Consider the following 23,932-nt stretch of genomic DNA (forward strand, 5'->3'; position numbering starts at 1 on the left):
GAAGCGCGCGTTGCAACTTCAACGCGGCTTCGCGTTCACATGCCTCAACAGGTCCGCAAGCCGCCGTCCTTCCTGATCGGGATACTGTTCGAGCATCTGAAGGTCCTGCATCTTTTCCAGACTGAAATTGCGAAAGTCGCCACGCAATTCACACCATGAGCCGAGCGTCCAGCGTGCGCCCCAGTAAGCGAGCGCGAGCGGCCAGACGCGGCGCTCGCTCGCTACGCCGTTGACGTCGAGGTAGGCGAACTTCACCACGTGCCGGGCGTCGATCGCGCGATGCAGCGCATCCAGTTGCGTTGAAAAATCCCCCTTGATATGAAACGACGGCGCGAAGACCGCGAGCTTGTCGAGTGTCGCGCGTTTGTCGGCGGGCATGGCGGAGGCGATCTTGGCAAGCGCCCCGCGCGCGCCGCTTGCGAAGGCCGCGCCGCCCCACGATTCGAGCATCCGTGCGCCGGCGGCGAGCGCGGCGAGTTCATCGGCGGTGAAGGTGAGCGGCGGCAAACTCGCCGTGCGGCTTAGCCGGTAGCCGATGCCCGCTTCGCCTTCGATCGGCACGCCGGACAACTGCAGATCGCGCACGTCGCGATAGACCGTGCGCAGCGAGATATGCAGCCAGTCGGCGAGTTGTTGCGCGGTGGTCAGACGGCGTCCGCGCAACAGTTCGGCGATCTGGAATAGACGGTCGGCGCGGCGCGTCATCGTGGGCGTCTTGTAGAAGAGGACGGGAACGGTCCCGCGATGATAGCGCTGCATGCCGCGCCCCGCATCGGGCTTTAGCCGTTGGTCCGCGAATGCAGGCCGAGGCGGTTGCCTTCCGTATCGGTGAAGAACGCGATGTAGCCGATGTCCTGCGGCAGCTTGATCACCGGGCCATCGATCTTGCCACCGGCTTTCTCGACGCGCGCGAGGGTGGCGTCGACGGTGGGTTGCGCATTCAGATAGACGAGCACACCGTCGTCGGTCGGCGTCATCGACGGGCTGCGGACGATCGCGCCGCCAGTGGCCGGTTCCTCGTAGCCGAACACCGCGATCGGCTGGCCGCCGACTTCCTGCACGTTCAGTTTGACGTCGAGCGCGGCTTCGTAAAAGCGGACGGCGCGGTCGAAGTCGACGGACGGAATCTCAAACCATGCAACTACTTTGGCTGATGCGGACATGACATTCTCCTCGGGATGGCGGTAAGCCGTGCAAAGCGCCGGATGGCGTGAGAAGGAGTGTGCGGGGGTGCTACTGACAGCGTGGTGTCAGCAGGGTGTGGCAGTAGCGGCAAGCGGCGCAATTGGGCCGGTCGTGAGACGCCCCGGGTTTCAGGGCGCCAGGACGAAAAAAACCGCGGAGAAGGTCCGCGGTTTTTTACTGCGCTCCGGTGTCGGGCGTTGGCCGCTTCAGGCCGCCGGCGTGTCGGTCTGCGGTCGTTGACGCACGCTGCCCGCGATCAGATCGAAGCGGAACAGACGGCATTCGAGCGCGCCGTTGAAGAGCGGCGTCTTGGTCGATTCACGCAGACGCAACTGGCCCGGCAGCTTGCGATCCGATGTCAGGATGAATGCATGCCAGCCCGTGAAGCGCTGCTTGAGCGCGTCGCCGAGCGACTGGAAAAACTCGCTGTCGGGCGCTTCTTCCTGGACGCGGCGGAAGCTGTCGTCATCGCGGCCCTCGCGGCTGGCGCGGCCTTCGCGAATCTCGCCACGGGCGTTGCGGCCACGCACTTCGATCCGTTCGCCATACGGCGGGTTGGCCACGAGAATGCCCGCATCCGACGACGGCGAGGTCATGCCGCGCGCGTCGACCTGCTTGAGCGGGATCGACGGCAAGCCGGCGCGCTGGAAGTTGGCGCGGGCCTTGTCGAGCATATCGCCGGAAATATCGCTGCCGAAGATTTGCAGATCGGCGCGCGAGTTGCGGGCGGCGTGCTTGGCGTCGAGCGCGGCGGCTTTCAGCGTTTGCCAGGTTTTGGCTTCATATTGCTTGAGCCTTTCGAAGCCGAAGCGGCGCTCCGCGCCAGGCGCGATGTTGAGCGCCACTTGTGCGGCTTCCGCGAGGAAGGTGCCGCTGCCGCACATCGGGTCGTAGAGTGGCGTGCCGGCGGTCCAGCCGGTGAGGCGCAGGATGCCGGCTGCCAGGTTTTCGCGCAGCGGCGCGGCGCCCTTGTCGAGGCGCCATCCGCGCTTGAAGAGCGGGTCGCCGGACGTGTCGAGGTAAAGCGTGCAATCCGTGGCGGTGAGGAAGGCGAACACGCGCACGTCGGGCGCGGCGGTATCGATGTTCGGACGCGCGCCGCTGACTTCACGCAGACGGTCGCAGATCCCGTCTTTCACGCGCAACGTGGTGAATTCGAGGCTGCGCAGCGGCGATTTGATCGCGGTGACGTCGACGCGCAGGGTTTCGTTGGCGGAGAACCATTGTTCCCAGCGTTGTTCAGCGGCAAGCGCGTAGATGTCCTGTTCGCTGCGATACGGGCGATGCGCGATTTTCAGGAGCACGCGGCTCGCGAGACGCGAATGCAGGTTGGCGGCCATGCCGGCGGCCCAGCCTCCGCGGAAGTGCACGCCGCCAGGCACTTGAGCGCCGGCCGTGAATTGCGCGCCGTTCAGGTGGTTCGCAGCAATTTCGGCGAGTTCGGCCGCGAGCGAGGCTTCAAGGCCGCGTGGGCAGGGGAGGAAGAAATCGAAGGACATTGAGGTTGCCGGAAGGCGTTGGATAAGGCGCTATTGTACGCGGTGGGGTGTTGGGCAGTTTTTCCGGTTGTTGGATTGCTGGGTTTTTGGCCTTTCCGTGACCTCAAGGAAAGGCCAAACCCCCGCCGCCCACAGTCATAAAGCGCCGCGCAGGCCGCCCCAAACTAGCTAGCGCTACCCGCAGCAACACTAGCCGCCCCGCCAGAAGGACAAGCCGGCACAACCACGACCTTCCCCGTCTTCGCCGGCGGAGCCGCAGCCATCGCCTGCAAGGCCCCCGCCACCTGACTGGAAATCTCCTGCAGAGCCTTCCGATGCCCATCGACCAGCGAATCAATGCCCCCGCCGACAGGCTCACTCACCACACTCCGGCAAGTCATCACTGCGGCACTGCGCACGGCCCGCACACTCCACACCGCATCGATCAATGCATGCGAGCCAGGCCATGACTCAAACCGCTGCACATTCAGACTCACGCGATAAACCGGCGTCGTATCCGGGTAAGCGGTGCCATAAACATCAATGGTATTGAGCTGCTGCGTCAGACTCGTCGACAACGCACGCCGAATCTCATCGCCCGGCAGCGACGCCCAGCGCTCCTGTTCCAGCACCTGCACCTGGGTCGGCGCCGTCTGCACGACAAGCTGATTCTTTGCCACTTGCGGCGGCACGTCCACCGGCGCGACTTCGATCAACCATGCTGGAGCCGAAGAAGTCCGCGCGCTGACGGCGGTCGTCGATCCCGCCACGCCGCCGTCGCTCAACGTATAAAACCGGCTGGACGGCGACGAACACGCTGCCGTTGCCATCAGCGCCGCGATGCAGCCGGCCTGAATAGCGCGGCGCACGAGCCCGCGCGGTGAGCGGGGAAGCCGGGCAAACATCATGGTTTATCTCCTGATTTACCGCGCAACAGCGATTCGGGATGACGCTCGAGATAGTCCGACAACGCATTCAGCGACTGCAACGTGCGCGTCAGTTCCTGCAGCGCCTGATGAACATCCGACTGCAACGGCGAATCCTGCTGCAACGTCGCCTCGGCGGAACCGAAGGTCTGCTTGGCCGCCTCGAGCGTGTCGCGAGCCTGAGGCACGACTTCCGTGTCGAGTCGCGTGAACAGATGGTCGGCGTTCTTCAGCGCGCTGTTCAGGTTGTTGCCGATCTGGTCGAACGGCACCGCATCGAGCTTCTTGGCGATGTCGGCAACCTGCACCTGCAATTCGTCGAGCGAGTTCGGGATCGTCGGCAGTTCGAGCGGATCGCTGTTCACGTCGATGGTGGCAGGCGGCGCCTTCGGGAAGATGTCCACGGCCACGTACAACTGGCTCGTGATCAGATTGCCGGTGCGCAACTGGCCGCGCATGCCGTGCTTGACGAGCGCCTGCAGCATGGACTGACCCGCGATGCTGCCCGGCACCGGCGCGGTTTCGCGGAATCGCTTGCCGAGGCGGTCGGGGTAAAGATTCATCGTCACCGGCATGGTGAAGCTACGCGTCTTCGAATCGTAGTCGATGCCGATGTTGGTCACCTGGCCCAGCACGATGCCGCGGAAATCGACCGGCGCGCCGACCGACAGCCCGCGCAGCGACTGGTTGAAGTTCATCACCACGCGCAGCGGCACGCCGTCCGGCTCGCGCATCGCGTCCGCTTCGTCCGAGCCGAGGCGGAACGTCATGTTGTTCGGCGCCTGCGCGCCCACGCCCTGACCCGGCGGCGACTGGAACGACAAACCGCCGACGATCACCGTCGCGAGCGATTGCGTATTGAGTTTGAAGCCGCTGGAGTCGAGTCGCAGATCGACGCCGCTCGCATGCCACCAGCGCGAGTTGGTGCCGACGTACTGGTCGAACGGCGCGGACACGAACACCTGCATGGTCACGCCGGTGCCGTCCTTGTCGAGCGAGAAACCGACCACCTGGCCGACCTGCACGCGCCGGTAGAAAATCGGCGAGCCGATATCGATCGAACCGAGCGAGTCGCCATGCAGGACGAACTGGTGGCCCTTCTGGTCGCCGGTAATCGGCGGCGGCGTTTCCAGGCCGACGAAGTTCTTCTCGGTATCCGGCGAATGGCCGGCGTCCGCGCCGATATAGGCGCCCGAAAGCAAGGTGGTCAGCCCCGACACGCCGCTTGCGCCGATCCGTGGGCGCACCACCCAGAAGCGCGAATCCTTGACCGCGAAGTCTTCGCCTTCCTTGGTCAGCTGCACCTGAACCAGCACGTGCGAAAGGTCTTTCGACAGCGTGATGGTCTTCACCGACCCGACGTCGACGTCCTTGTACTTGACCTTGGTCTTGCCGGGTTCGAGGCCCTCGGCGCTGACGAAGGTGATCGTGATGGTCGGGCCGCGTTCGGTCACCGACTTGATGACGAGTGCGACGCCGATCAGTGCGGCGATCAAAGGAATCACCCAGACGAGCGACGGCAACCAGCGGCTGCGCGGCGTGATCTCGGGATCGGGGAGTTGGGGCGGCAGCTTCGGTCCGTTCGAATCGTTGCGCGGCGCATCATCTGAGGCGGGCGTCGGTCCTTGCGGGCTAGTCATGGTTGGGGTCCTGAGGTTTTTGAGTACTGCCTTCCACGTTGTCCCAGATCAGGCGTGGATCGAATTGCATGGAGGCCAGCATGGTCAGAATCACCACCGAACCGAAGGCGATCGCGCCCGGCCCGGCCGTGATGACCGCAAGCGATTTGAAGCGCACCAGCGCCACGGTCAAGGTCACGACGAACACGTCGAGCATCGACCAGCGCCCAATGCGCTCGACCATCCGATAGAGCGTGGTGCGCTGTTCCGGCCGCCAGCGCGAGCGGCGCTGTGCGGTGACGGTGAGCAGCACCAGCACGCTCAGTTTGAGCATGGGCACCATGATGCTGGCGATGAACACGATCACGGCCAGCGGCCAGTCGCCCGAGGTCCAGAAGTACACGACGCCGCTCATGATGGTGTCGTCTTCCGAGCCGAGCAGCGACGACGTGTGCATCACCGGCAGCAGATTTGCGGGAATATACAGCAGGGCGGCCGCGATCAGCAGCGCCCAGGTGCGAATGAGGCTGTCGGGGTTGCGCGAGTGAAGCCGCGCGCCGCAGCGGCCGCAATGCTGCGGCGTGACGGAACGGATGCGTGGCTCGACGCGGCCGCACGCGTGGCAGGACACCAGGCCCGCGCGTCTCGCGGAAAGGTATTTCATCGGGCGATCATCCCTGATGCGGCGCCGGCGGCGTGCGCGGCGGCAAAGCGGCTTGCCCGGCACCGTGCACTTCGGGCGCCGGTGCGGGTGGACCGGCCAGCGAGCTGACCGCGACCGCGGCGCTGTCGGCGGAAGTGCGCGGCAACGGCCGCTGGTCGCGGGCGCCGAGTTCGTCGGCGAGGTCCCACAGAATGCGCGGGTCGAACGAGACGACCACCGCGAACATCAGCGTTAGCACACCGAAGGCGAACAGTGCGGCTTCCGGAATCACGCGCGCGAGACTCACCATCTTCACGATCGTGATCAGCACGCCGAGCATGAACACCTCGATCATGCCCCACGGGCGCACGAACTGGATCGCGCGCAACACCGCGTTGAAGGCGGGCGGCACGTAACCCGAGCGCAGCGGGATCAGCACGTAGAGCAAGGCGAGGAGTTCGGTGAGCGGAAACAGAATGGTCGAGCAAAACACCATGACCGCGACGATCTGCATGCCCTCGCCCCACAGCGCGATGAGCGCGCCGAACAGGGTGGTCTGCGAGGTGATGCCGCTGGTTTCGAGTTCGACGATCGGAAAACCCTGCGCGATCAGAAAGGTGATCAGCGCGGCCAGCGTCATCGCGGCGATGGCGTCGAGCTTGCGGGACACGCCGCTATACAGCGTCGCGCCGCAGCGCGAACAACGCGCGACCGTCCGCCCGACAAGCCGTGGCTTGCGGAACAGCGTATCGCATTCATGGCACGCGATCAGATTGTCATGTTCCATACGGCAAAGGGCTAACGGAATGAGGGGTTGCGTGCGTTGCCGGTTTTTATGTCGGGTCTGACAAAAGTGTGCAGCAATAGTACCAAACGCGCCTCGCCACCGCACCGGCGATTGCGCCTCATGTCGGCTGGGCAAGGGGTCGCGCTGACGTCGAAGCAAGCTTGCGCGGATATTCGTCGATCCTTACCTCGAATCAGCATAGGTCTGACAGTCTCCGGCCCTAATTGTTCAATCCGGCTTGCGATTGCGCAAAAAACGCGGGGCGAGCGGGTTCAGATACCCGCAGCCAGCTTTTTGTGCTTGCGGTAGCATGGCGGCCTTGGCGTGTCCCTCAAGCGCTTCCGTTGTGCCGCTCGTGTTCGCCGGCGCCGTCTGTTCAGGCTTCGGGAATAGCAGGTCGGGCTGCTCCGTTAACCTCTCTTAGCTCGTGTTGACCTGTCATGGCACTCAATCCTTCATTTGGTGGCCGGGAGTCGTACACGCGGACTGCCATCGCCTTTCACTGGCTGATCGCGCTGCTGATCGTGTGCGGCTTCGCGCTCGGCTGGGTGATGACCGACATCCCCGGTTTTACGCCCACCAAGCTGCGTTACTTCTCATGGCATAAATGGATCGGCGTGACGGTCTTCGCGCTCGCCATCCTGCGCATTCTGTGGCGCGCCACGCACGCCGCGCCGGTCATGCCCCGCCGCATGCCGGCCTGGCAGCGCGGCGCCGCCCATTTCACGCATTTTCTGCTGTACGTGCTGATGGTCGCGATTCCCGCTTCCGGCTATCTGTATAGCTCGGCGGCCAATGTGCCGGTGGTGTACCTCGGGCTGATTCCGCTGCCGCGTCTGATCGCGCCGGACCCGCATCTCAAGGAACTGCTGAAGACCGTGCACATTACGCTCAATTACACCTTGCTCGTGCTGGTCGCGTTGCATGTGGCGGCGGCGCTCAAGCATCAATGGCTGGATCGAGACGGTCTGCTCTCGCGCATGCTCCCTTTCCTCAAGTAAGGACAACCATGAAGGTCTCGTTTTATCGCTACATGCTCGCCGCCTTCGCCGCGGCCTCGCTGACCGCAGCCGGCAGCGCGTTCGCGCAGGTCGACGTCGCGAAGAGTTCGGTGACGGCCACCTCGAAGCAGATGAACGTGCCGGTGGAAGGCAAGTTCGGCAAGTTCACCGCGCAGGTCAAGTTCGACCCGGCCAGGCCTGCCGACGGCAGCGCGCAATTCAGCATCGACACCGGCAGCTACGATCTCGGCGACGAGAGCTACAACGACCAGGTGCGCGGCAAGGACTGGTTCGACGCGAAGACCTACCCGAGCGCCACCTTCGTCTCGAGCGCGATTGCGCCGGCCGGCGGCAATCAGTTCAAGGTGACGGGCAAGCTGACCATCAAGGGTAAATCGCAGACGGTGGTGGTGCCGGTTACGGTGACGCAACAGGGCGCGACGCAGATCTTCGACGGTTCACTGCCGATCAAGCGCCTGCAATTCGACATCGGCACGGGCGAATGGAAGGACACGTCCGTGGTGGCCGACGACGTGGTCATCAAGTTTCATATCGTTGCAGCACGCAAGTGAGATTCGCGACGTTCGCCGCGCTGTGTCGGTGCGGCTGCTTTTTTCAAGAACCCAGGAGCACGAATTGAAAACATCCATGTTGATCGCCGTCGGCGCGCTCGCTTCTTCTTTCTCGTTCGGCGCCTTCGCGGCCGCCGATACCTATCAGCTCGATCCGACCCACACCTATCCGAGCTTCGAGGCGGACCACTTCGGCGGCCTCTCGGTGTGGCGCGGCAAGTTCACCAAAAGCTCCGGCACGGTGACGCTCGACCGCGCGGCAAAAACCGGCACGGTCGACGTGACGGTGGACCCGGCTTCGGTCGACACCGGCAACGCCAAGCTCGACGAACATCTGAAAACGGATGCTTTTTTCGATGTCGCCAAGTATCCCTCGGTGACCTACAAGGGCACCGACATCAAGTTCGACGGCGACAAGCCGGTCCAGGTGATCGGCAGCCTGACGATTCGCGGCATCACCAAGCCGCTGAACCTGACGATCGACTCGTTCAAGTGCATGCAACACCCGGTGCTCAAGCGCGAAGTGTGCGGTGTGGAAGCGAGCGCACATTTCAATCGGGCTGACTACGGAATGGATTTCGGCGCCAAATACGGTTTCAATATGGATACGAAGCTGCATATCCAGTCCGAAGGCATCAAGCAGTAACAGCGCCATGCCTGCGCACGCTGGTGCGCGTTGATGCCAGGTCGTCGCCGTTGCGGCGCAACAAAAAAACCGCTTCGTTCGCTTTTGCGTCGAAGCGGTTTTTTATTGCCGATGTGAAACGCCGAAGCCCTTGTTCAGCAGGCACCGAGCATTCGTCGCTCGCCTTGATTTATTTTTTCGGGTACACAGAGCAAAGCCACGATTTGGTTGTGCGCGCATCCAGTCGGGTCATTGGAGAGTGAAGAGATACATCAATAATATTTCGCGCGAACTGGAGATCTGCATGAACGCAACGACCGTAGCAAGCGCGGCGGGAAGCCGGCAAAACTCGTGGCGCGCGGTGGTGGCCGCCTCGATTGGCAACGCGCTGGAGTGGTTCGATCTGGTGGTGTACGGTTTTTTCGCGGTGATCATCGCGAAGCTGTTTTTCCCGGCCGGTAACGACACGGTCTCGTTGCTGCTCACGCTGGGCACGTTTGGCGTGTCGTTCTTCATGCGGCCGCTGGGCGCCATCGTGATCGGCGCCTACGCCGACCGCGCGGGACGCAAGGCCGCGCTCACGCTGTCGATTCTGCTGATGATGGGCGGTACGCTGATCATCGCGATTCTGCCGACCTACGGAAGCATCGGCATCGCCGCGCCGGTGATTCTGGTGCTGGCGCGTCTGATGCAGGGCTTTTCTGCTGGCGGCGAGTTCGGCAGCGCGACGGCTTTTCTTGCGGAACACGTGCCGGGGCGGCGCGGTTTTTTCGCCAGCTGGCAGGTGGCGAGCCAGGGGCTGACCACCTTGCTGGCGGCCGGCTTCGGCGTGCTGCTGACCGGCAAGCTGTCGCCGGAACAGATGTCGTCGTGGGGCTGGCGCGTGCCGTTCTTTTTCGGCCTGCTGATCGGCCCGGTCGCCTGGTACATTCGCACGAAGCTCGATGAGACGCCCGAGTTCCTCGCCGCCGAAACCACCGCGACGCCGCTGCGCGACACGTTCGCGAGCCAGAAGCTGCGCCTCGTGATTGCAATCGGCGTGGTGGTGCTCGGCACGGTGTCGACTTACCTCGTGCTGTTCATGCCGACCTTCGGGGTGAAGCAACTGGGGCTCGCGCCCTCGGTCGCATTCGCGGCGATTGGACTAACCGGCTTGATCCAGATGGTGTTCTCGCCAATGGTCGGCCATCTTTCGGACCGCCACGGCCGCACGACGATCATGCTGATTTCGGCGCTACTGCTGCTGTTCCTTATCTACCCGGCGTTCGTGTACCTGATCGCGCATCCGACCTTCGGCACGCTGATGGCCATGCAGATCGTGTTCGGTTTCCTCATGACGGGCTACTTTGCCGCGCTGCCCGGCTTGCTCTCGGAGATGTTCCCGGTGCAAACGCGCACGACCGGCATGTCGCTGGCCTATAACGTCGCCGTGACGATCTTTGGTGGCTTCGGGCCGTTCATCATCGCGTGGTTGATCAGTGCGACGGGTTCGAAAGCCGCGCCCAGCTATTACCTGATTTTCGCCGCCGTGGTGAGCCTCGTCGCCTTGATGGCGGCGCGTCGCAAGCTTGGGTTTCGCTAGCCTCGAAGGAGCAGGGCGGTAAACGCAAAAGGCCGGTTCTTTCGAACCGGCCTTTGTCATTGCGAGGCCTGATCGTGCAGCACAATCAGACTTGCGCGCCTGCATTAGGATCGTCCGGATCGACGCGGTCCTTCTTATCCTTGATCAGGTCTTCGCGCTTCACGCCGAACCACATGGCGAGCGCCGCAGCGACGAACACCGACGAGTAGATACCGAACAGAATACCGACCGTCAGCGCCAGAGCGAAGTAGTGCAGCGTCGGACCGCCGAACAGGAACATCGACAGCACCATCATCTGCGTACAGCCGTGAGTGATGATGGTTCGCGACATCGTGCTGGTGATCGCGTGGTTGATGACTTCGATCACCGTCATCTTGCGTTCGCGGCGGAAGGTCTCACGAATCCGGTCGAAAATAACCACCGACTCGTTCACCGAGTAACCCAGCACCGCCAGCACGGCAGCCAGCACCGAGAGCGAGAACTCCCACTGGAAGAACGCGAAGAAGCCGAGAATGATCACCACGTCGTGCAAGTTCGCGATCACGCCCGCGATGGCGTACTTCCACTCGAAGCGGAACGACAGGTAAATCACGATGCCGACCACCACGCAGGCAAGCGCGAGCAGGCCATCGGTAGCGAGTTCCTTGCCGACCTGAGGGCCGACGAACTCGACGCGCTGCAACTGCACCTGCGGCGTATCGGTCTTCAGCGCGCCCATCACCTGGTCGCTCTGTTGCGCGGACGTGAAGCCCTGCTTGAGCGGCAGACGGATCAGCACGTCGCGCGAGGTGCCGAAGTTCTGCACCTGAGCGTCGCCATAGCCGAGCCTGGCCAAGGTGCCGCGCACCGGTTCGAGCGGTGCCGCGCCTGGATACTGCACTTCGATCACGGTACCGCCGGTGAACTCCACCGACAGATGCAGCCCGCGATGCACGAGGAAGAACACAGCGGCAAGGAACGTCAGCAGCGAGATTGCGTTGAAGATCAACGCACGCTGCATGAACGGAATGTCTTTGCGAAAACGGAAAAATTCCATGGTCTTGTTCTCCGGGACTCAGCGGGATGAACCCGGTTTCTGCGGCGTATTGGACGAACCGGCGGAGGAACCCGTCGACGCGCCCTGCGCGTCGCGGCGACGCACCGTCGGCTTGCCGGTACGCGCTTGCGCGGCGGCGGCCTTGGTCTTCGGCTTGGCCGTGACGGCGGCGACGGCTTTCGCCGTGTCGGTCGCTTCGTCATCGTTGCCGAGGTAAGCGGCCGCGCCTGCGGGCGCCGTTTCCGGACGCCATACCTGACCGATCGCCAGCGACTTCAGTTTCTTCTTGCCGCCGTACCAGAGGTTGACGATACCGCGCGAGAAGAACACCGCCGAGAACATCGACGTCAGAATGCCGATACAGTGCACGATCGCGAAACCGCGCACCGGGCCGGAGCCGAACGCGAGCAACGCGATACCGGCGATCAGCGTGGTGACGTTCGAGTCGAGAATCGTCGCCCAGGCGTGCGCGTAGCCGTTCTGGATGGCCAGTTGCGGCGGCGCGCCGTTGCGCAGTTCTTCACGCACCCGTTCGTTGATCAGCACGTTAGCGTCGATCGCCATACCGAGCGCGAGCGCGATAGCGGCGATACCCGGCAAGGTGAGCGTGGCCTGCAGCATGGACAGCACGGCGATCAGCAGCAGTAGGTTCACCGACAGGCCGATCATCGAGATCACGCCGAACAGCATGTAGTACGCGACCATGAAGACGGCGATCGCCGTGAAGCCCCACACCACCGAGTGGAAGCCCTTCCTGATGTTGTCGGCGCCGAGGCTCGGGCCGATCGTGCGTTCTTCGATGATGTCCATCGGCGCGGCGAGCGAACCGGCGCGCAGCAGCAGCGCGAGGTCGGCGGCGGCTTGCGGGTTGGGCTGGCCGGTGATCTGGAAGCGGTCGCCCAGTTCCGACTGGATGGTCGCGACCGTCAGCACTTCGCCCTTGCCCTTTTCGAACAGCACCATCGCCATCGGCTTGCCGATGTTGTCGCGCGACACGGCAGCCACCGCGCGCCCGCCCGGACCGTCGAGGCGAATGTTGACCGACGGACGCTGATGCTCGTCGAAGCCCGACGAAGCGTCGATGATGCGGTCGCCCGTGAAGATGATCTGCTTGCGCAGCAGCACCGGCGTTTGCGCGCCTTGCGTGAACAGTTCGTCGCCCGGCGGGACCGGATCGGACGGAGCCGGGTGCGTGTTGACCGGATCGGCGAGGCGCGCTTCGAGCGTTGCCGTGCGACCGATGATGTCTTTCGCCTTCGCCGTGTCCTGCACGCCGGGCAGTTCGACCACGATGCGGTCGGAGCCTTGCTGCTGGATCACCGGCTCGGCCACGCCGAGTTCGTTCACGCGGTTATGCAGCGTGGTGATGTTCTGCTTGAGCGCGGCGTCCTGCACGGCTTTCTGCACGGCCGGCGTGAAGGTGCCGACCAGTTGCACGCCGCCGTCGGGGCTGGCTTGCGTGCTCCACTGGAGTTCGCCGATGCTGCGGCCCAATTGCTTGAGTGCCGTGTCCGCCGTGGCCTGATCGGCGAAATTAATCACCACCGTCTGGTTGACGCGATTCACGCCGCCGTCGCGGATGTTGTTGTCACGCAGCAGCGTGCGCGCATCGGACGCGTCCGAGTCGAGCTTCTTGTTGAGCGCGCCGGCCATGTCCACTTGCAGCAGGAAGTGCACACCGCCGCGCAGATCGAGACCGAGGTACATCGGCAGCGCATGCAGCGCGGTCAGCCAGTGCGGCGACGCGCTCTGCAGATTCAGTGCGACGATGAATTGCGGGTCGTTCGGGTCGGCATTCAGCGACTTCTGCAGGAGGTCCTTCACGCGCAGTTGCGTGTCGGTGTCCGGCAGACGCACGCGGATGTTCGCGTTAGTCGACGAGTTGTCGAACGTGACGTCGTCCGGCTTGATCTGATTGGCGGCGAGCGCGGCTTCGACTGAGGCCAGCGTGGTCGAGTCGAGCTTGACCGTTGCCTTGCCGCTCGACACCTGCACCGCCGGCGCTTCGCCGAACAGGTTGGGCAGCGTGTACACGAGGCCGATGACCAGAGCCACCAGCATCACGGCGTATTTCCAGAGGGGGTAACGATTCATGAGTGGTCCAACGGGAAGGTTGGCTTGGAAGCGATGCGTCCGGCGATGAGCGCGGGCGATTCAGCAGATTTGCATGGATCGCCGGCGAGGCCGCGCCGGACGCGAGAGAGCAGGCCTTACAGCGACTTGATCGTGCCCTTCGGGAGAATCGTCGTGACCGACGCCTTTTGCACGGTGATTTCCGTGCCTTCCGAGATTTCGACGCCGACGTAAGCTTCACCCACCTTGGTGATCTTGCCCACGATGCCGCCGTTCGTCACCACTTCGTCGCCCTTGGCCATGGCCGAGAGCATGTTGCGATGTTCTTTCTGGCGCTTCATTTGCGGGCGAATCATGATGAAGTACAGCACGCCGAACATCAGGATCAGCGGCAGGAAGCTCATCAGGTTCGATTCAATGCCACCAGCTGCTGTGCCTTGGGCAAAGGCATTGGAAATGAACTGCACGTTGGTCTCTCCGTTATAAGTCAAATCGATCGAAAAAATCAGCCGATTATTCTACCACCGGCCTGACACGCGTCGGCGAGGCGAATCGGCTTTGGGATCAATCGTTTAAAGCCAGTTTTCGCCTCTTGCGAAAGATAATTGTAAGGTTTTCCCAGCCGCTTTGAAGGATTCTTCGGTGGAATTCACGGCCGGGCGTCGTCACGGCGCCTGCTCGATGCCCCGCGCACGGTTCTCGTGGAAGCGTTTGCGGAAGGGCTCGAACATTTTGGCGTCGATCGCGTCGCGCATTTCCTGCATCAGTTCGAGGTAGTAGTGCAGGTTGTGAATCGTGTTCAGCTGCGCACCGAGGATTTCCCCTACTCGATGCAGATGATGCAGATAGCCGCGCGTGAAATTTCGGCACGTATAGCAGCCGCACTGCTCGTCGAGCGGGCGCAGCGAGTTCTTGTGCGCGGCGTTGCGGATCTTGATGTCGCCGAAACGCGTGAACAGCCAGCCGTTGCGGGCGTTGCGGGTCGGCATCACGCAGTCGAACATGTCGACGCCGGCAGCCACGCCCGCCACCAGGTCTTCCGGCGTGCCGACGCCCATCAGGTAGTGCGGCTTGTCGGCCGGCAGCTTCGGGCCGATGTGGTTCAGCACGCGCATCATGTCTTCCTTCGGTTCGCCGACCGACAGGCCGCCGATCGCCAGACCATGGAAGTCCATCTCGGCGAGACCCGCCAGCGACTCGTCGCGCAGGTCTTCGAACATGCCGCCCTGGACGATGCCGAACAGCGCGTTCGGATTGCCGAGCTTGTTGAATTCGTCGATGGAGCGCTGGGCCCAGCGCATCGACATGCGCATCGAGTCGGCGGCTTCCTGGTGCGAGGTCGGCACGTTATTGGTCGCGTACGGCGTGCACTCGTCGAACTGCATGACGATGTCCGAGTTCAGCACTTTCTGGATCTGCATCGACACTTCCGGCGACAGGAAGAGCTTGTCGCCGTTGATCGGCGAGGCGAACGTGACGCCGTCTTCGGTGATCTTGCGCAGATCGCCGAGCGAAAATACCTGAAAACCGCCGGAGTCGGTCAGGATCGGCTTCTTCCAGCCCATGAAGTTGTGCAGGCCGCCGTGCGCCCCGATCGTTTCGAGACCCGGGCGCAGCCACAGGTGAAACGTATTGCCGAGGATGATCTGCGCATGCATTTCCTCGAGCTCGCGCGGCTGGACCGCCTTCACCGTGCCGTAGGTGCCGACCGGCATGAAGATCGGCGTTTCCACCACGCCGTGATTCAGCGTGACGCGGCCGCGGCGGGCCTGGCCGTCGGTGCCGAGCAGTTCGAATTTGAGGCCGTTTTCCGGGCGCTCGTGGGTCGCGTCTTGCGATTGATGACCGAGGGTCATTGCTTAACTCCTGTGCTACCGGAAAACAGTCCGGCGCAAATAGTGGAATGCCGCCGGAGAGGTTCGCGGCGGCGTGGGGAACGGCAAAAGCGTTGAAACGGCGTGGCGATTTCAGCCGTCGCGGCGCGTCAGCAGCATCGCGTCGCCGTAGCTGAAGAAGCGGTAGCGCTGCTCGATCGCGTGACGGTAGGTTTCACGAATCGTCTCGACACCGGCGAATGCCGACACCAGCATCAACAGCGTCGACTTCGGCAAATGAAAATTCGTCACCAGCCGGTCGACCACGCGGAACCTGTAGCCCGGCGTGATGAAGATGTCGGTTTCCGTGCTGGCCGCGGCGAGCGGGTGGCCGGCGGCTTCGGCGTCGCGCGCGGCGGCTTCGAGCGCGCGCATCGAGGTCGTGCCCACCGCGATCACGCGGTTGCCGCGTGCGCGCGTCGCGGCGATCTTGTCGGCGAGCGATTGCGGCAGGTGATACCACTCGCTGTGCATCTTGTGCTCGGCGAGGTTTTCGACCCGCACCGGCTGGAACGTGCCCGCGCCGACGTGCAGCGTGAGCGTGGCGCGTTCCACGCCTCGGGCGTCGAGGCGGCCGAGCAGCGCGGCGTCGAAATGCAGGCCGGCAGTGGGCGCCGCGACCGCGCCGGGGTTCTGCGCGAACACGGTCTGGTAGCGGGTCTCGTCGGTCGAGTCGGGATCGTGCTCGATGTACGGCGGCAGCGGCAGGCGGCCGAATTGCTCGATCAGCGTCAGGCAGTCGTCGGGGAAATGCAGTGTGAAGAACGGCTCGACGCGTTCGCCGACGGTGACGTCGAAGGCGTCCGCGAGACGGATCGTGGTGCCCGGCTGCGGGCTCTTGCTGGCGCGGATCTGCGCCAGCGCCGTGCGCTCGCCCGTAAGGCGTTCCACCAGCACTTCGACCTTGCCGCCACTGGCCTTCTGGCCGAGGAAGCGCGCCTTCAGCACTTTGGTATCGTTGAACACCAGCAGATCGCCCGGCGCGATGCACTCGGGCAGCTCGGCGAAACGGCGATCGACGAGGCGCGTGGCCTCGGCCGAATTGTCCACTTCGAGCAGACGGCTGGCGCTGCGCTCGGGCAGCGCGACCTGCGCGATCAACTCGGGCGGCAGATCGAAATCGAAATCGGAAAGCGTAAACATGCGAACGACTGGAAGCGAATTGAGACTGAATTGAGCCGAAGCCGGAGCCGGGCGGCTATGATTGCGGGACGCCAGAGCGGCCCGCGAGCCCGCGCGCTGTATGGCGGCGCTACCCTTTGACAGCCGATATTGTACTTGCGAAGCAGCCCATGCCTTTGTCCGACCGCCGAATCCCCCTCGATAACGATGAAGCGAGCGCCGAGCCTGCGCGCCGCGGCTCGCGAGGCAGGGCGCACGCGGAGGTCGACGACGGCGCCTCTCGAGGCACGCGAGTCGTCTCCGCCGGCGGCACGTTGACCGAAGAGTTGGCGGCGCAGCCCGCTTTCAGCGCTGAACCGGAATCGACTGCACCGCGTGCGGCCCGATCCAGCGTAAAAGGATCGACGAAGGCCGCAGCCAAAGCCGATGCCAAATCCGCCGCCAAGCCCGCCGCCGCCAAGCCCGCTGTCAAAACGGTCGACAAGCTCGCCAAACTCGGCCTCACGCGTGATATCGATCTCGTTCTGCATCTGCCGATGCGCTACGAAGACGAGACCTCGCTGACGCCGATCGGTCACTTGCTACCGGGCGGCATCTCGCAGACCGAGGGCGTGGTGTTCGACAACGAAATCGCTTATCGCCCGCGTCGTCAGTTGCTGGTGAAATTGCACGACGAGCACGGCGACGAACTCGTGCTGCGCTTCCTGAATTTCTACGGCTCGCAGGTCAAGCAGATGGCGATCGGCGCGCGTCTGCGTGTACGCGGCGACGTGCGCGGCGGTTTCTTCGGTATGGAGATGGTTCATCCCGCCGTGCGCGTGGTCGATGAAGACACGCCGCTGCCGCAAGCGCTGACGCCGGTCTATCCGAGCACGGCCGGCGTGACGCAAGCCTATCTGCGCAAATCCATCGACAACGCCTTATCGCGCACCTCGCTGCCGGAGTTGCTGCCCGAGCCGATCGCGCGTGCGTATATGGAGCCGCTCGGCGTGCCCGCGCTGATGGACGCGGTGCGCACGCTCCATCATCCGGGTATGCAGTCCGACGAGACTACGCTGATCGACGGCACGCATCCGGCGTGGGTGCGCATCAAGTTCGAGGAATTGCTCGCGCAGCAGATGTCGCTCAAGCGCGCGCACGACGAGCGTCGCACGCGCGCCGCGCCGACCATGCCGCGCCGCAAGCTCGGCGACGAGTCCGCGCTGGTGGCGCGTCTGTTGAAGGCGCTGCCTTTTTCGCTGACGGCGGCGCAGGAGCGCGTCGGCGGCGAGATTGCGCTCGATCTGACGCAGCCGCATCCGATGCAACGATTGCTGCAGGGCGATGTCGGCAGCGGCAAGACGATCGTCGCCGCGCTAGCCGCCGCGCAGGCTATCGACTCCGGCTACCAGGCCGCGCTGATGGCACCGACCGAAATCCTCGCCGAACAGCACGCGCGTAAATTGCGCGGCTGGCTGGAGCCGCTCGGCGTGAGCGTCGCATGGCTGGCGGGCAGTCTGAAGACCCGGGAGAAGCGCGCCGCGATCGAAGCCGCCGCGTTCGGCACGGCACAACTCGTGATCGGCACGCACGCAATCATTCAGGACGCGGTGGAGTTCGCCCGTCTTGGACTCGTGATCGTCGACGAACAGCATCGCTTCGGTGTGGCGCAGCGGCTCGCGTTGCGCGCGAAAGCGCAGAACGCGGCCGACGGCGCGCGCGATTTTCAGCCGCATCAGTTGATGATGTCCGCGACGCCGATTCCGCGCACGTTGGCCATGACCTATTACGCCGATCTCGACGTATCGACCATCGACGAATTGCCGCCGGGGCGCACGCCGATCCTGACCAAGCTCGTGTCGGATGCACGACGCGAGGAGGTGATTGGCCGCGTGCGCGAAGCCGCGTTGACGGGGCGTCAGGTGTACTGGGTGTGTCCGCTGATCGAGGAAAGTGAGACCTTGCAGTTGCAGACGGCGGTCGAGACTTACGAGACGCTGGTAGCCGCGTTGCTGGAACTGAAGGTCGGCTTGGTGCATGGACGGCTGGCGCCCGCGGAGAAGGCGGCGGTGATGGAGGCGTTCACGCGCAACGAGGTGCAGTTGCTGGTCGCGACCACGGTGATCGAAGTGGGCGTGGACGTGCCGAACGCGTCGTTGATGGTGATCGAGCATGCGGAGCGGTTCGGGTTGGCGCAGTTGCATCAATTGCGCGGACGCGTGGGACGGGGGAGTGCGGCTTCGGTTTGTGTGCTGCTCTATACCGGGCCGTTGTCGATGACGGCACGGGCGCGGCTGCAAACGATGCGGGAGACGACTGACGGGTTCGAAATTGCGCGTCGGGATCTCCAGATTCGCGGGCCCGGGGAATTTTTGGGCGCCCGGCAGTCGGGGGCGGCGATGTTGAGGTTTGCCGATCTGGAGAATGATCAGTGGCTCATCGAACCTGCTCGTGAGGCGGCTGCGGTTTTGTTGAAGGATTATCCTGAAGTCGTGATGCAGCATCTGGCGCGGTGGCTAGGGGCCAGGGAGCAGTTTTTGAAAGCTTGACGGCCCAGGCGTCCCGCGCAAAAAACCAAACTTGGCGAACCGACCCTATACGGTGTATAACTAGAACCTATCAAACTCACCGCACTGATTGGTCCCCTAATGACGCTAACCGAATTGAAATACATCGTCGCGGTAGCCCGTGAACGCCACTTCGGCCGGGCCGCGGAAGCGTGTTTCGTCAGCCAGCCAACCCTCTCGGTCGCCATCAAAAAGCTCGAAGACGAACTCAATGTTCAGATCTTCGAACGTGGCACCAGCGAAGTCAGCGTCACTCCCATCGGCGAACAGATCGTCACGCAAGCTCAACGCGTTCTGGAACAAACTCTCGCCATCAAGGAAATCGCCAAACAGGGTAAAGACCCGCTGGTCGGGCCGCTGCGCCTCGGCGTCATCTATACGATCGGGCCGTATCTGCTGCCCACGCTCGTCAAACAGATGATCAAGCGCGTCCCGCAAATGCCCTTGATGCTGCAGGAAAATTACACGCTCAAACTCATCGAGTTGCTCAAGCAAGGCGAAATCGACGTCGCCATCATGGCGCTGCCGTTCCCGGAAACCGGTCTGATGCTCCGCCCGCTCTACGACGAACCGTTCGTCGTCGCGCTGCCGTCGGGCCACGCCTGGGAAAACCGTCCGAAAATCGATGCCGAGGATCTGAAGCAGGAAACCATGCTGCTGCTCGGCAGCGGCCATTGTTTCCGCGATCACGTGCTGGGCGTCTGCCCGGAACTGATGCGCTTCTCGCAGAATGCGGACGGCATCCAGAAAACCTTCGAAGGTTCGTCGCTGGAAACCATCCGTCATATGGTGGCGAGCGGCGTCGGCATCACCGTGCTGCCGCGCATGTCGGTGCATGAAGTCAAGCCGCACGCCGGCGGCATCGATGCGGGATTGCTCAGCTACGTTGCCTTCGGCGAACCCGTGCCCGACCGCCGCGTCGTGCTCGCGTGGCGCAAGAGTTTCACGCGCATGCCCGCCATCGAAGCTATTTGCGACGCCATCAACGCCTGCGATCTGCCCGGCGTCAAAAAGCTCGATCTGCCCGTCGCCGTCAACTGAGCGGCAACCGCCTGACCCGAGCCTGGCGGCCGCCTCCCACGCGGCCGCCAGGCTTGACGCAACACTTGGGCGCGCCAGCCGTCGCACCTATCGAATAGATATAATTTATCAAACACAATAATTCGATAGCATTGTTATAGTTTCCTCCATGGATCGCCCCGATCCCGCCAGACACCGGAGGAAATCATGACGCAGTCGACCCCACAGCCAATCCAGACCTTCGCCGCGCAATCGGCCAACGCCACAGCCAGCGGCTTTGCGGCGTCGATGTTGAGCGTGCGCAACGTAGCGTTGTCGCTGCTCGTCGACCGGGCATTGTCCGCCTGACGCGTCGATCGCCGGCATCTGTCTGCCGCGCCTCCTCCTACATTCCGTTTCGATAAAAGTCATTCAGGAGCCTCGCATGTCCGAACAAAAACTCACTACGGCCGCCGGCGCACCCGTTGCCGATAACCAGAATTCGATGACTGCCGGCGTGCGCGGTCCGGTCGCTCTGCAAGACGTCTGGCTGATCGAAAAACTCGCCCACTTCGATCGTGAAGTGATCCCCGAGCGCCGTGTTCACGCGAAAGGTTCGGGCGCCTTCGGCACCCTGACGGTCACGCACGACATCTCGCGCTTCACGAAGGCCAAGGTGTTCGCCGGCGTCGGCAAGGAAACGCCGCTCTTCATGCGCTTTTCGACGGTGGCGGGCGAGCGCGGTGCAGCCGACGCGGAACGCGACGTGCGCGGCTTCTCGATCAAGTTCTACACGGAAGAGGGCAACTGGGACGTGGTCGGCAATAACACGCCGGTGTTCTTCATCCGCGATCCGCTGAAGTTTCCGGACTTCATCCACACGCAAAAGCGCGACCCGTACACCAACATGCGCAGCAATGTCGCTGCCTGGGATTTCTGGGAGCGTCATCCGGAATCGCTGCATCAGGTAACGATTCTGATGAGCGATCGCGGCATCCCGCAAAATTTCCGGCAGATGCACGGCTTCGGCTCGCACACGTACTCGTTCATCAACGCGAACAACGAGCGCTTCTGGGTCAAGTTCCACTTCAAGTCGATGCAAGGCGTCGAAAACTTCACCGACGCCGAAGCTGCGCAAGTGGTCGCGCAGGACCGTGAGAGCGCGCAGCGCGATCTGATCACGAACATCGACGCGGGCAACTTCCCGAAATGGCGCTTTGCGATTCAGGTGATGCCGGAGGCGGAAGCCGCCACGTATCGCTTCAATCCGTTCGATGTCACGAAGGTGTGGTCGCAGAAGGACTATCCGTTGATCGAGGTCGGCACGCTCGAGTTGAACCGCAACGCGGCGAACTATTTCTCGGATGTGGAGCAGGCTGCGTTCACGCCGGCCAACGTGGTGCCGGGCATCGGCTTCTCGCCGGATCGTCTGTTGCAAGGCCGGCTGTTCTCGTACGGCGACACGCAGCGCTATCGCCTCGGCATCAATCACCACCAGATTCCGGTGAATCAGTCGCGGGTGGCGAATCCGCACTCGTTCCATCGCGATGGCGGCATGCGCGTCGACGGCAATCTGGGCAGCACGGCGAACTACGAGCCGAACCGCTTCGGCGACTTCACGCAGGACCGTAACGCCGCCGAACCGCCGCTCGCAGCGGGCGCCGTGGACCGCTACGACCATCGCGACGACGGCGACTACTACACGCAGGTCGGCATGTTGTTCGCGCTCTTCGACGACGCGCAACGCCAGCGTCTGTTCGGCAACATCGCACGTCATATCGACGGCGTGCCGCATGAGATCGTCGCGCGTCAGATCGAGCATTTCCGTCGCGCCGACCCGGCCTACGCGGACGGTGTGATCGCCGCGCTGGCCGATCTCGCGGAAAACAGCAAGAAGTAAGCGGTCGAAGTGATGCAGCAAAGCGAGGCGCAGCGGCGCCTCGCCGGTAACGATACGAATCGGAGGAGCACGATCATGATTCAGATGATGATGGCCACGATCGGCGGCGCGTCCGCCGCGCGCGCCGGGCAACAGCAGCGCGCCTTGATGTTGCGCAAGACGGTCGGATTCGCAATCGCCACGAGCGGGCTCGCGGTGATCGTCGCGCAAGCACTGCAGCACACGCTCGGCGGGTGATTGCCGAGCAGGCCGTGGGTGCGGCGAGCGGCCATGCGTCACACGAGCGCAGCAGATTTCTACGATAAACTGTCGAGCGTTCGTAGTGTCGGGTCTGCCATCAGCAGATCGTCACTTTGCCGACCGGTTCGTATCACTCTTCGAAGGAGTCATCATGGCCAAGAAAGAAGCCGTACAGCACGTCAATATCGGAATCAGCGACAAGGATCGCAAGAAGATCGCAGAAGGCTTGTCGCGTTTGCTTGCCGACACCTACACGTTGTACCTGAAGACCCACAACTTCCATTGGAACGTGACGGGTCCGATGTTCAACACGCTGCACCTGATGTTCGAAACGCAATACAACGAGCTGGCACTGGCGGTCGATTCGATCGCTGAACGGATTCGCGCGCTGGGCGTGCATGCGCCGGGTAGCTACAAGGAATTCGCCAAGCTGTCGTCGATTCCGGAAGCGGACGGCGTGCCGGCTGCCGAAGAAATGATCCGCCAACTGGTGGAAGGCCAGGAAGCCGTCGTGCGTACCGCACGCGCCATCTTCCCGTCGACGGAAGCCGCCAACGACGAGCCGACCGCCGACCTGTTGACGCAACGCATGCAAACGCACGAAAAAACCGCGTGGATGCTGCGCTCGATGCTGGCCTGAGCGTGACGCCGATGCGGCGCGAGGTTCATGCGCTTGCGTTGGGATGAAACAAAAACAAAGCCTCCCTGTGCGGGAGGCTTTGTTTTTTGCGGCGTAGGCTTTCGACGCGCTCAGTCACGCAAGCAAGCAGCGTGGCAAGCGGCGCCCGGCTGGAAGCGGCGCGTCGTCCGCATCCCGTAAAATAGCGGCACCGTTTTCGCACTTCACCGACTCTGCCCATGTTCGCCCGACTTCCCCTGTTTTTGCGCCTCGTCCGCATGGACAAACCGATTGGCACGGTGCTGCTGCTGTGGCCGACGCTCAACGCGTTATGGATCGCCTCGGACGGGCATCCCACATGGCCGCTACTGGTGATCTTCTGCGTCGGGACGCTGCTGATGCGTTCGGCCGGTTGCGCGATCAACGACTATGCGGACCGCGATTTCGACCGTTTCGTGAAGCGCACCGAGAATCGGCCGGTCACGTCGGGCAAGATCAAGGCGTGGGAAGCCGTGGCCGTGGCGGTGGGTCTTTCGCTGATCGCGTTTCTGCTGATTCTGCCGCTGAATGCGTTGACCAAAGAACTGTCGGTGGCGGCGCTGTTTGTCGCCGGATCGTATCCGTTCACCAAGCGTTTTCTGGCGATCCCGCAGGCCTATCTCGGCATCGCCTTCGGCTTCGGCATTCCGATGGCGTTCGCCGCCGTGCAGAACCATGTGCCGATGCTCGCATGGGTGATGCTGCTGGCAAACGTGTTCTGGTCGGTCGCCTACGACACCGAATACGCGATGGTCGATCGCGACGACGACATCAAGATCGGCATTCGCACTTCGGCGTTGACCTTCGGCCGCTTCGACGTGGCCGCGATCATGCTCTGTTATGCGGTGACGCTGGGGATTTATATCGGCGTCGGCGTGATGCTCGGTTTCGGCGTGTTTTACTGGCTGGGATGGGCAGCCGCTGCGGGCTGCGCTATTTACCACTACAAGCTGATCCGCAACCGTGACCGAATGGCGTGCTTCGCTGCGTTCCGCCATAACAACTGGCTGGGCGGCGCGCTGTTCGTCGGCATTGCTGCGCATTACGCGGCCGCTTCGTTCTAATT

The 23,932-nt window shown here is 63.2% G+C and carries 23 protein-coding genes; 11 read left to right on the forward strand and 12 right to left on the reverse strand.

From position 1 onward, the window contains the following. Positions 1 to 18: 18 nt before the first annotated feature. The 7 genes from FQ705_RS22680 to FQ705_RS22710 all read right to left on the reverse strand — a co-directional run bounded on the left by FQ705_RS22680 (position 19) and on the right by FQ705_RS22710 (position 6,638). Entirely contained in the window at positions 19 to 759 is a 741-nt protein-coding gene (locus FQ705_RS22680) for a helix-turn-helix transcriptional regulator (RefSeq protein ID WP_144144502.1), read from the reverse strand. 20 nt (positions 760 to 779) lie between these two features. Beyond that, complete coding sequence (locus FQ705_RS22685) at positions 780 to 1,163, reverse strand: VOC family protein (protein WP_144144504.1); 384 nt, start codon at positions 1,161 to 1,163, stop codon at positions 780 to 782. A 228-nt stretch (positions 1,164 to 1,391) separates the two neighbouring features. After that, positions 1,392 to 2,684 (reverse strand): class I SAM-dependent RNA methyltransferase, encoded by a 1,293-nt coding sequence (locus FQ705_RS22690; protein WP_144144506.1) that lies wholly within the window; start codon positions 2,682 to 2,684, stop codon positions 1,392 to 1,394. 164 nt (positions 2,685 to 2,848) lie between these two features. Continuing rightward, on the reverse strand, positions 2,849 to 3,571 hold the full coding sequence (locus FQ705_RS22695) for a membrane integrity-associated transporter subunit PqiC (RefSeq protein WP_144144508.1): 723 nt from the start codon (positions 3,569 to 3,571) through the stop codon (positions 2,849 to 2,851). Then, a complete protein-coding gene (locus FQ705_RS22700) occupies positions 3,568 to 5,229 on the reverse strand; it encodes an intermembrane transport protein PqiB (protein ID WP_144144510.1) in 1,662 nt (553 codons plus the stop codon). Before FQ705_RS22700 ends, FQ705_RS22695 begins: the two co-directional genes overlap by 4 nt. After that, entirely contained in the window at positions 5,222 to 5,872 is a 651-nt protein-coding gene (locus tag FQ705_RS22705; RefSeq protein WP_144144512.1) for a paraquat-inducible protein A, read from the reverse strand. The genes FQ705_RS22700 and FQ705_RS22705 overlap by 8 nt, the downstream gene beginning before the upstream one ends. Before the next feature lie 7 nt (positions 5,873 to 5,879). Then, positions 5,880 to 6,638, reverse strand: coding sequence for a paraquat-inducible protein A (locus tag FQ705_RS22710; RefSeq protein WP_144144514.1), 759 nt, complete (start codon positions 6,636 to 6,638; stop codon positions 5,880 to 5,882). Positions 6,639 to 7,078: 440 nt separating this feature from the next. Here FQ705_RS22710 and FQ705_RS22715 point away from each other — a divergent pair, with 440 nt between their 5' ends. From FQ705_RS22715 to FQ705_RS22730, 4 genes are all read left to right on the forward strand, one after another. Beyond that, entirely contained in the window at positions 7,079 to 7,639 is a 561-nt protein-coding gene (locus tag FQ705_RS22715; RefSeq protein WP_144144516.1) for a cytochrome b, read from the forward strand. Between the two features lie 8 nt (positions 7,640 to 7,647). Further along, positions 7,648 to 8,211 carry a YceI family protein gene (locus tag FQ705_RS22720; RefSeq protein ID WP_144144518.1) on the forward strand — a complete coding sequence of 188 codons (564 nt, stop codon included), beginning with the start codon at positions 7,648 to 7,650 and terminating at the stop codon, positions 8,209 to 8,211. A gap of 76 nt (positions 8,212 to 8,287) precedes the next feature. Then, a complete protein-coding gene (locus FQ705_RS22725; RefSeq protein WP_144145752.1) occupies positions 8,288 to 8,857 on the forward strand; it encodes a YceI family protein in 570 nt (189 codons plus the stop codon). Positions 8,858 to 9,140: 283 nt separating this feature from the next. Next, the gene (locus FQ705_RS22730; RefSeq protein ID WP_144144520.1) at positions 9,141 to 10,418 is read left to right on the forward strand and encodes an MFS transporter; all 1,278 of its coding nucleotides are present in this window, start codon (positions 9,141 to 9,143) and stop codon (positions 10,416 to 10,418) included. Positions 10,419 to 10,503: 85 nt separating this feature from the next. On the opposite strand, the gene secF is transcribed toward FQ705_RS22730, so the two are convergent. The 5 genes from secF to queA all read right to left on the reverse strand — a co-directional run bounded on the left by secF (position 10,504) and on the right by queA (position 16,544). Then, the gene (gene secF / locus FQ705_RS22735; protein WP_144144521.1) at positions 10,504 to 11,454 is read right to left on the reverse strand and encodes a protein translocase subunit SecF; all 951 of its coding nucleotides are present in this window, start codon (positions 11,452 to 11,454) and stop codon (positions 10,504 to 10,506) included. A gap of 18 nt (positions 11,455 to 11,472) precedes the next feature. After that, positions 11,473 to 13,548 (reverse strand): protein translocase subunit SecD, encoded by a 2,076-nt coding sequence (gene secD / locus FQ705_RS22740; RefSeq protein WP_144144523.1) that lies wholly within the window; start codon positions 13,546 to 13,548, stop codon positions 11,473 to 11,475. A 116-nt stretch (positions 13,549 to 13,664) separates the two neighbouring features. Beyond that, positions 13,665 to 13,994 (reverse strand): preprotein translocase subunit YajC, encoded by a 330-nt coding sequence (gene yajC / locus FQ705_RS22745; protein ID WP_144144525.1) that lies wholly within the window; start codon positions 13,992 to 13,994, stop codon positions 13,665 to 13,667. A gap of 198 nt (positions 13,995 to 14,192) precedes the next feature. Beyond that, positions 14,193 to 15,383 carry a tRNA guanosine(34) transglycosylase Tgt gene (gene tgt / locus FQ705_RS22750; RefSeq protein ID WP_144144527.1) on the reverse strand — a complete coding sequence of 397 codons (1,191 nt, stop codon included), beginning with the start codon at positions 15,381 to 15,383 and terminating at the stop codon, positions 14,193 to 14,195. Between the two features lie 111 nt (positions 15,384 to 15,494). Continuing rightward, the gene (gene queA, locus FQ705_RS22755; protein WP_144144529.1) at positions 15,495 to 16,544 is read right to left on the reverse strand and encodes a tRNA preQ1(34) S-adenosylmethionine ribosyltransferase-isomerase QueA; all 1,050 of its coding nucleotides are present in this window, start codon (positions 16,542 to 16,544) and stop codon (positions 15,495 to 15,497) included. A gap of 149 nt (positions 16,545 to 16,693) precedes the next feature. On the opposite strand from queA, the gene recG reads away from it, so the two are divergent. The 7 genes from recG to ubiA all read left to right on the forward strand — a co-directional run bounded on the left by recG (position 16,694) and on the right by ubiA (position 23,930). Continuing rightward, the gene (gene recG / locus FQ705_RS22760; protein WP_144144531.1) at positions 16,694 to 19,051 is read left to right on the forward strand and encodes an ATP-dependent DNA helicase RecG; all 2,358 of its coding nucleotides are present in this window, start codon (positions 16,694 to 16,696) and stop codon (positions 19,049 to 19,051) included. A 99-nt stretch (positions 19,052 to 19,150) separates the two neighbouring features. Then, the gene (locus tag FQ705_RS22765; protein WP_144144533.1) at positions 19,151 to 20,110 is read left to right on the forward strand and encodes a hydrogen peroxide-inducible genes activator; all 960 of its coding nucleotides are present in this window, start codon (positions 19,151 to 19,153) and stop codon (positions 20,108 to 20,110) included. A gap of 186 nt (positions 20,111 to 20,296) precedes the next feature. Then, a complete protein-coding gene (locus FQ705_RS34185) occupies positions 20,297 to 20,437 on the forward strand; it encodes a hypothetical protein (RefSeq protein ID WP_186307962.1) in 141 nt (46 codons plus the stop codon). Between the two features lie 76 nt (positions 20,438 to 20,513). Beyond that, positions 20,514 to 21,968 carry a catalase gene (locus FQ705_RS22770; protein ID WP_144144535.1) on the forward strand — a complete coding sequence of 485 codons (1,455 nt, stop codon included), beginning with the start codon at positions 20,514 to 20,516 and terminating at the stop codon, positions 21,966 to 21,968. Positions 21,969 to 22,043: 75 nt separating this feature from the next. After that, positions 22,044 to 22,205 carry a hypothetical protein gene (locus tag FQ705_RS34190; RefSeq protein WP_186307963.1) on the forward strand — a complete coding sequence of 54 codons (162 nt, stop codon included), beginning with the start codon at positions 22,044 to 22,046 and terminating at the stop codon, positions 22,203 to 22,205. 154 nt (positions 22,206 to 22,359) lie between these two features. Continuing rightward, a complete protein-coding gene (locus tag FQ705_RS22775; protein ID WP_027777895.1) occupies positions 22,360 to 22,848 on the forward strand; it encodes a Dps family protein in 489 nt (162 codons plus the stop codon). Positions 22,849 to 23,066: 218 nt separating this feature from the next. After that, positions 23,067 to 23,930 carry a 4-hydroxybenzoate octaprenyltransferase gene (ubiA, locus tag FQ705_RS22780; protein WP_144144537.1) on the forward strand — a complete coding sequence of 288 codons (864 nt, stop codon included), beginning with the start codon at positions 23,067 to 23,069 and terminating at the stop codon, positions 23,928 to 23,930. Positions 23,931 to 23,932: the final 2 nt, after the last annotated feature.

It is taken from the genome of Paraburkholderia sp. BCC1884, from assembly GCF_900996225.1.
Taxonomy (GTDB): Bacteria; Pseudomonadota; Gammaproteobacteria; order Burkholderiales; family Burkholderiaceae; genus Paraburkholderia.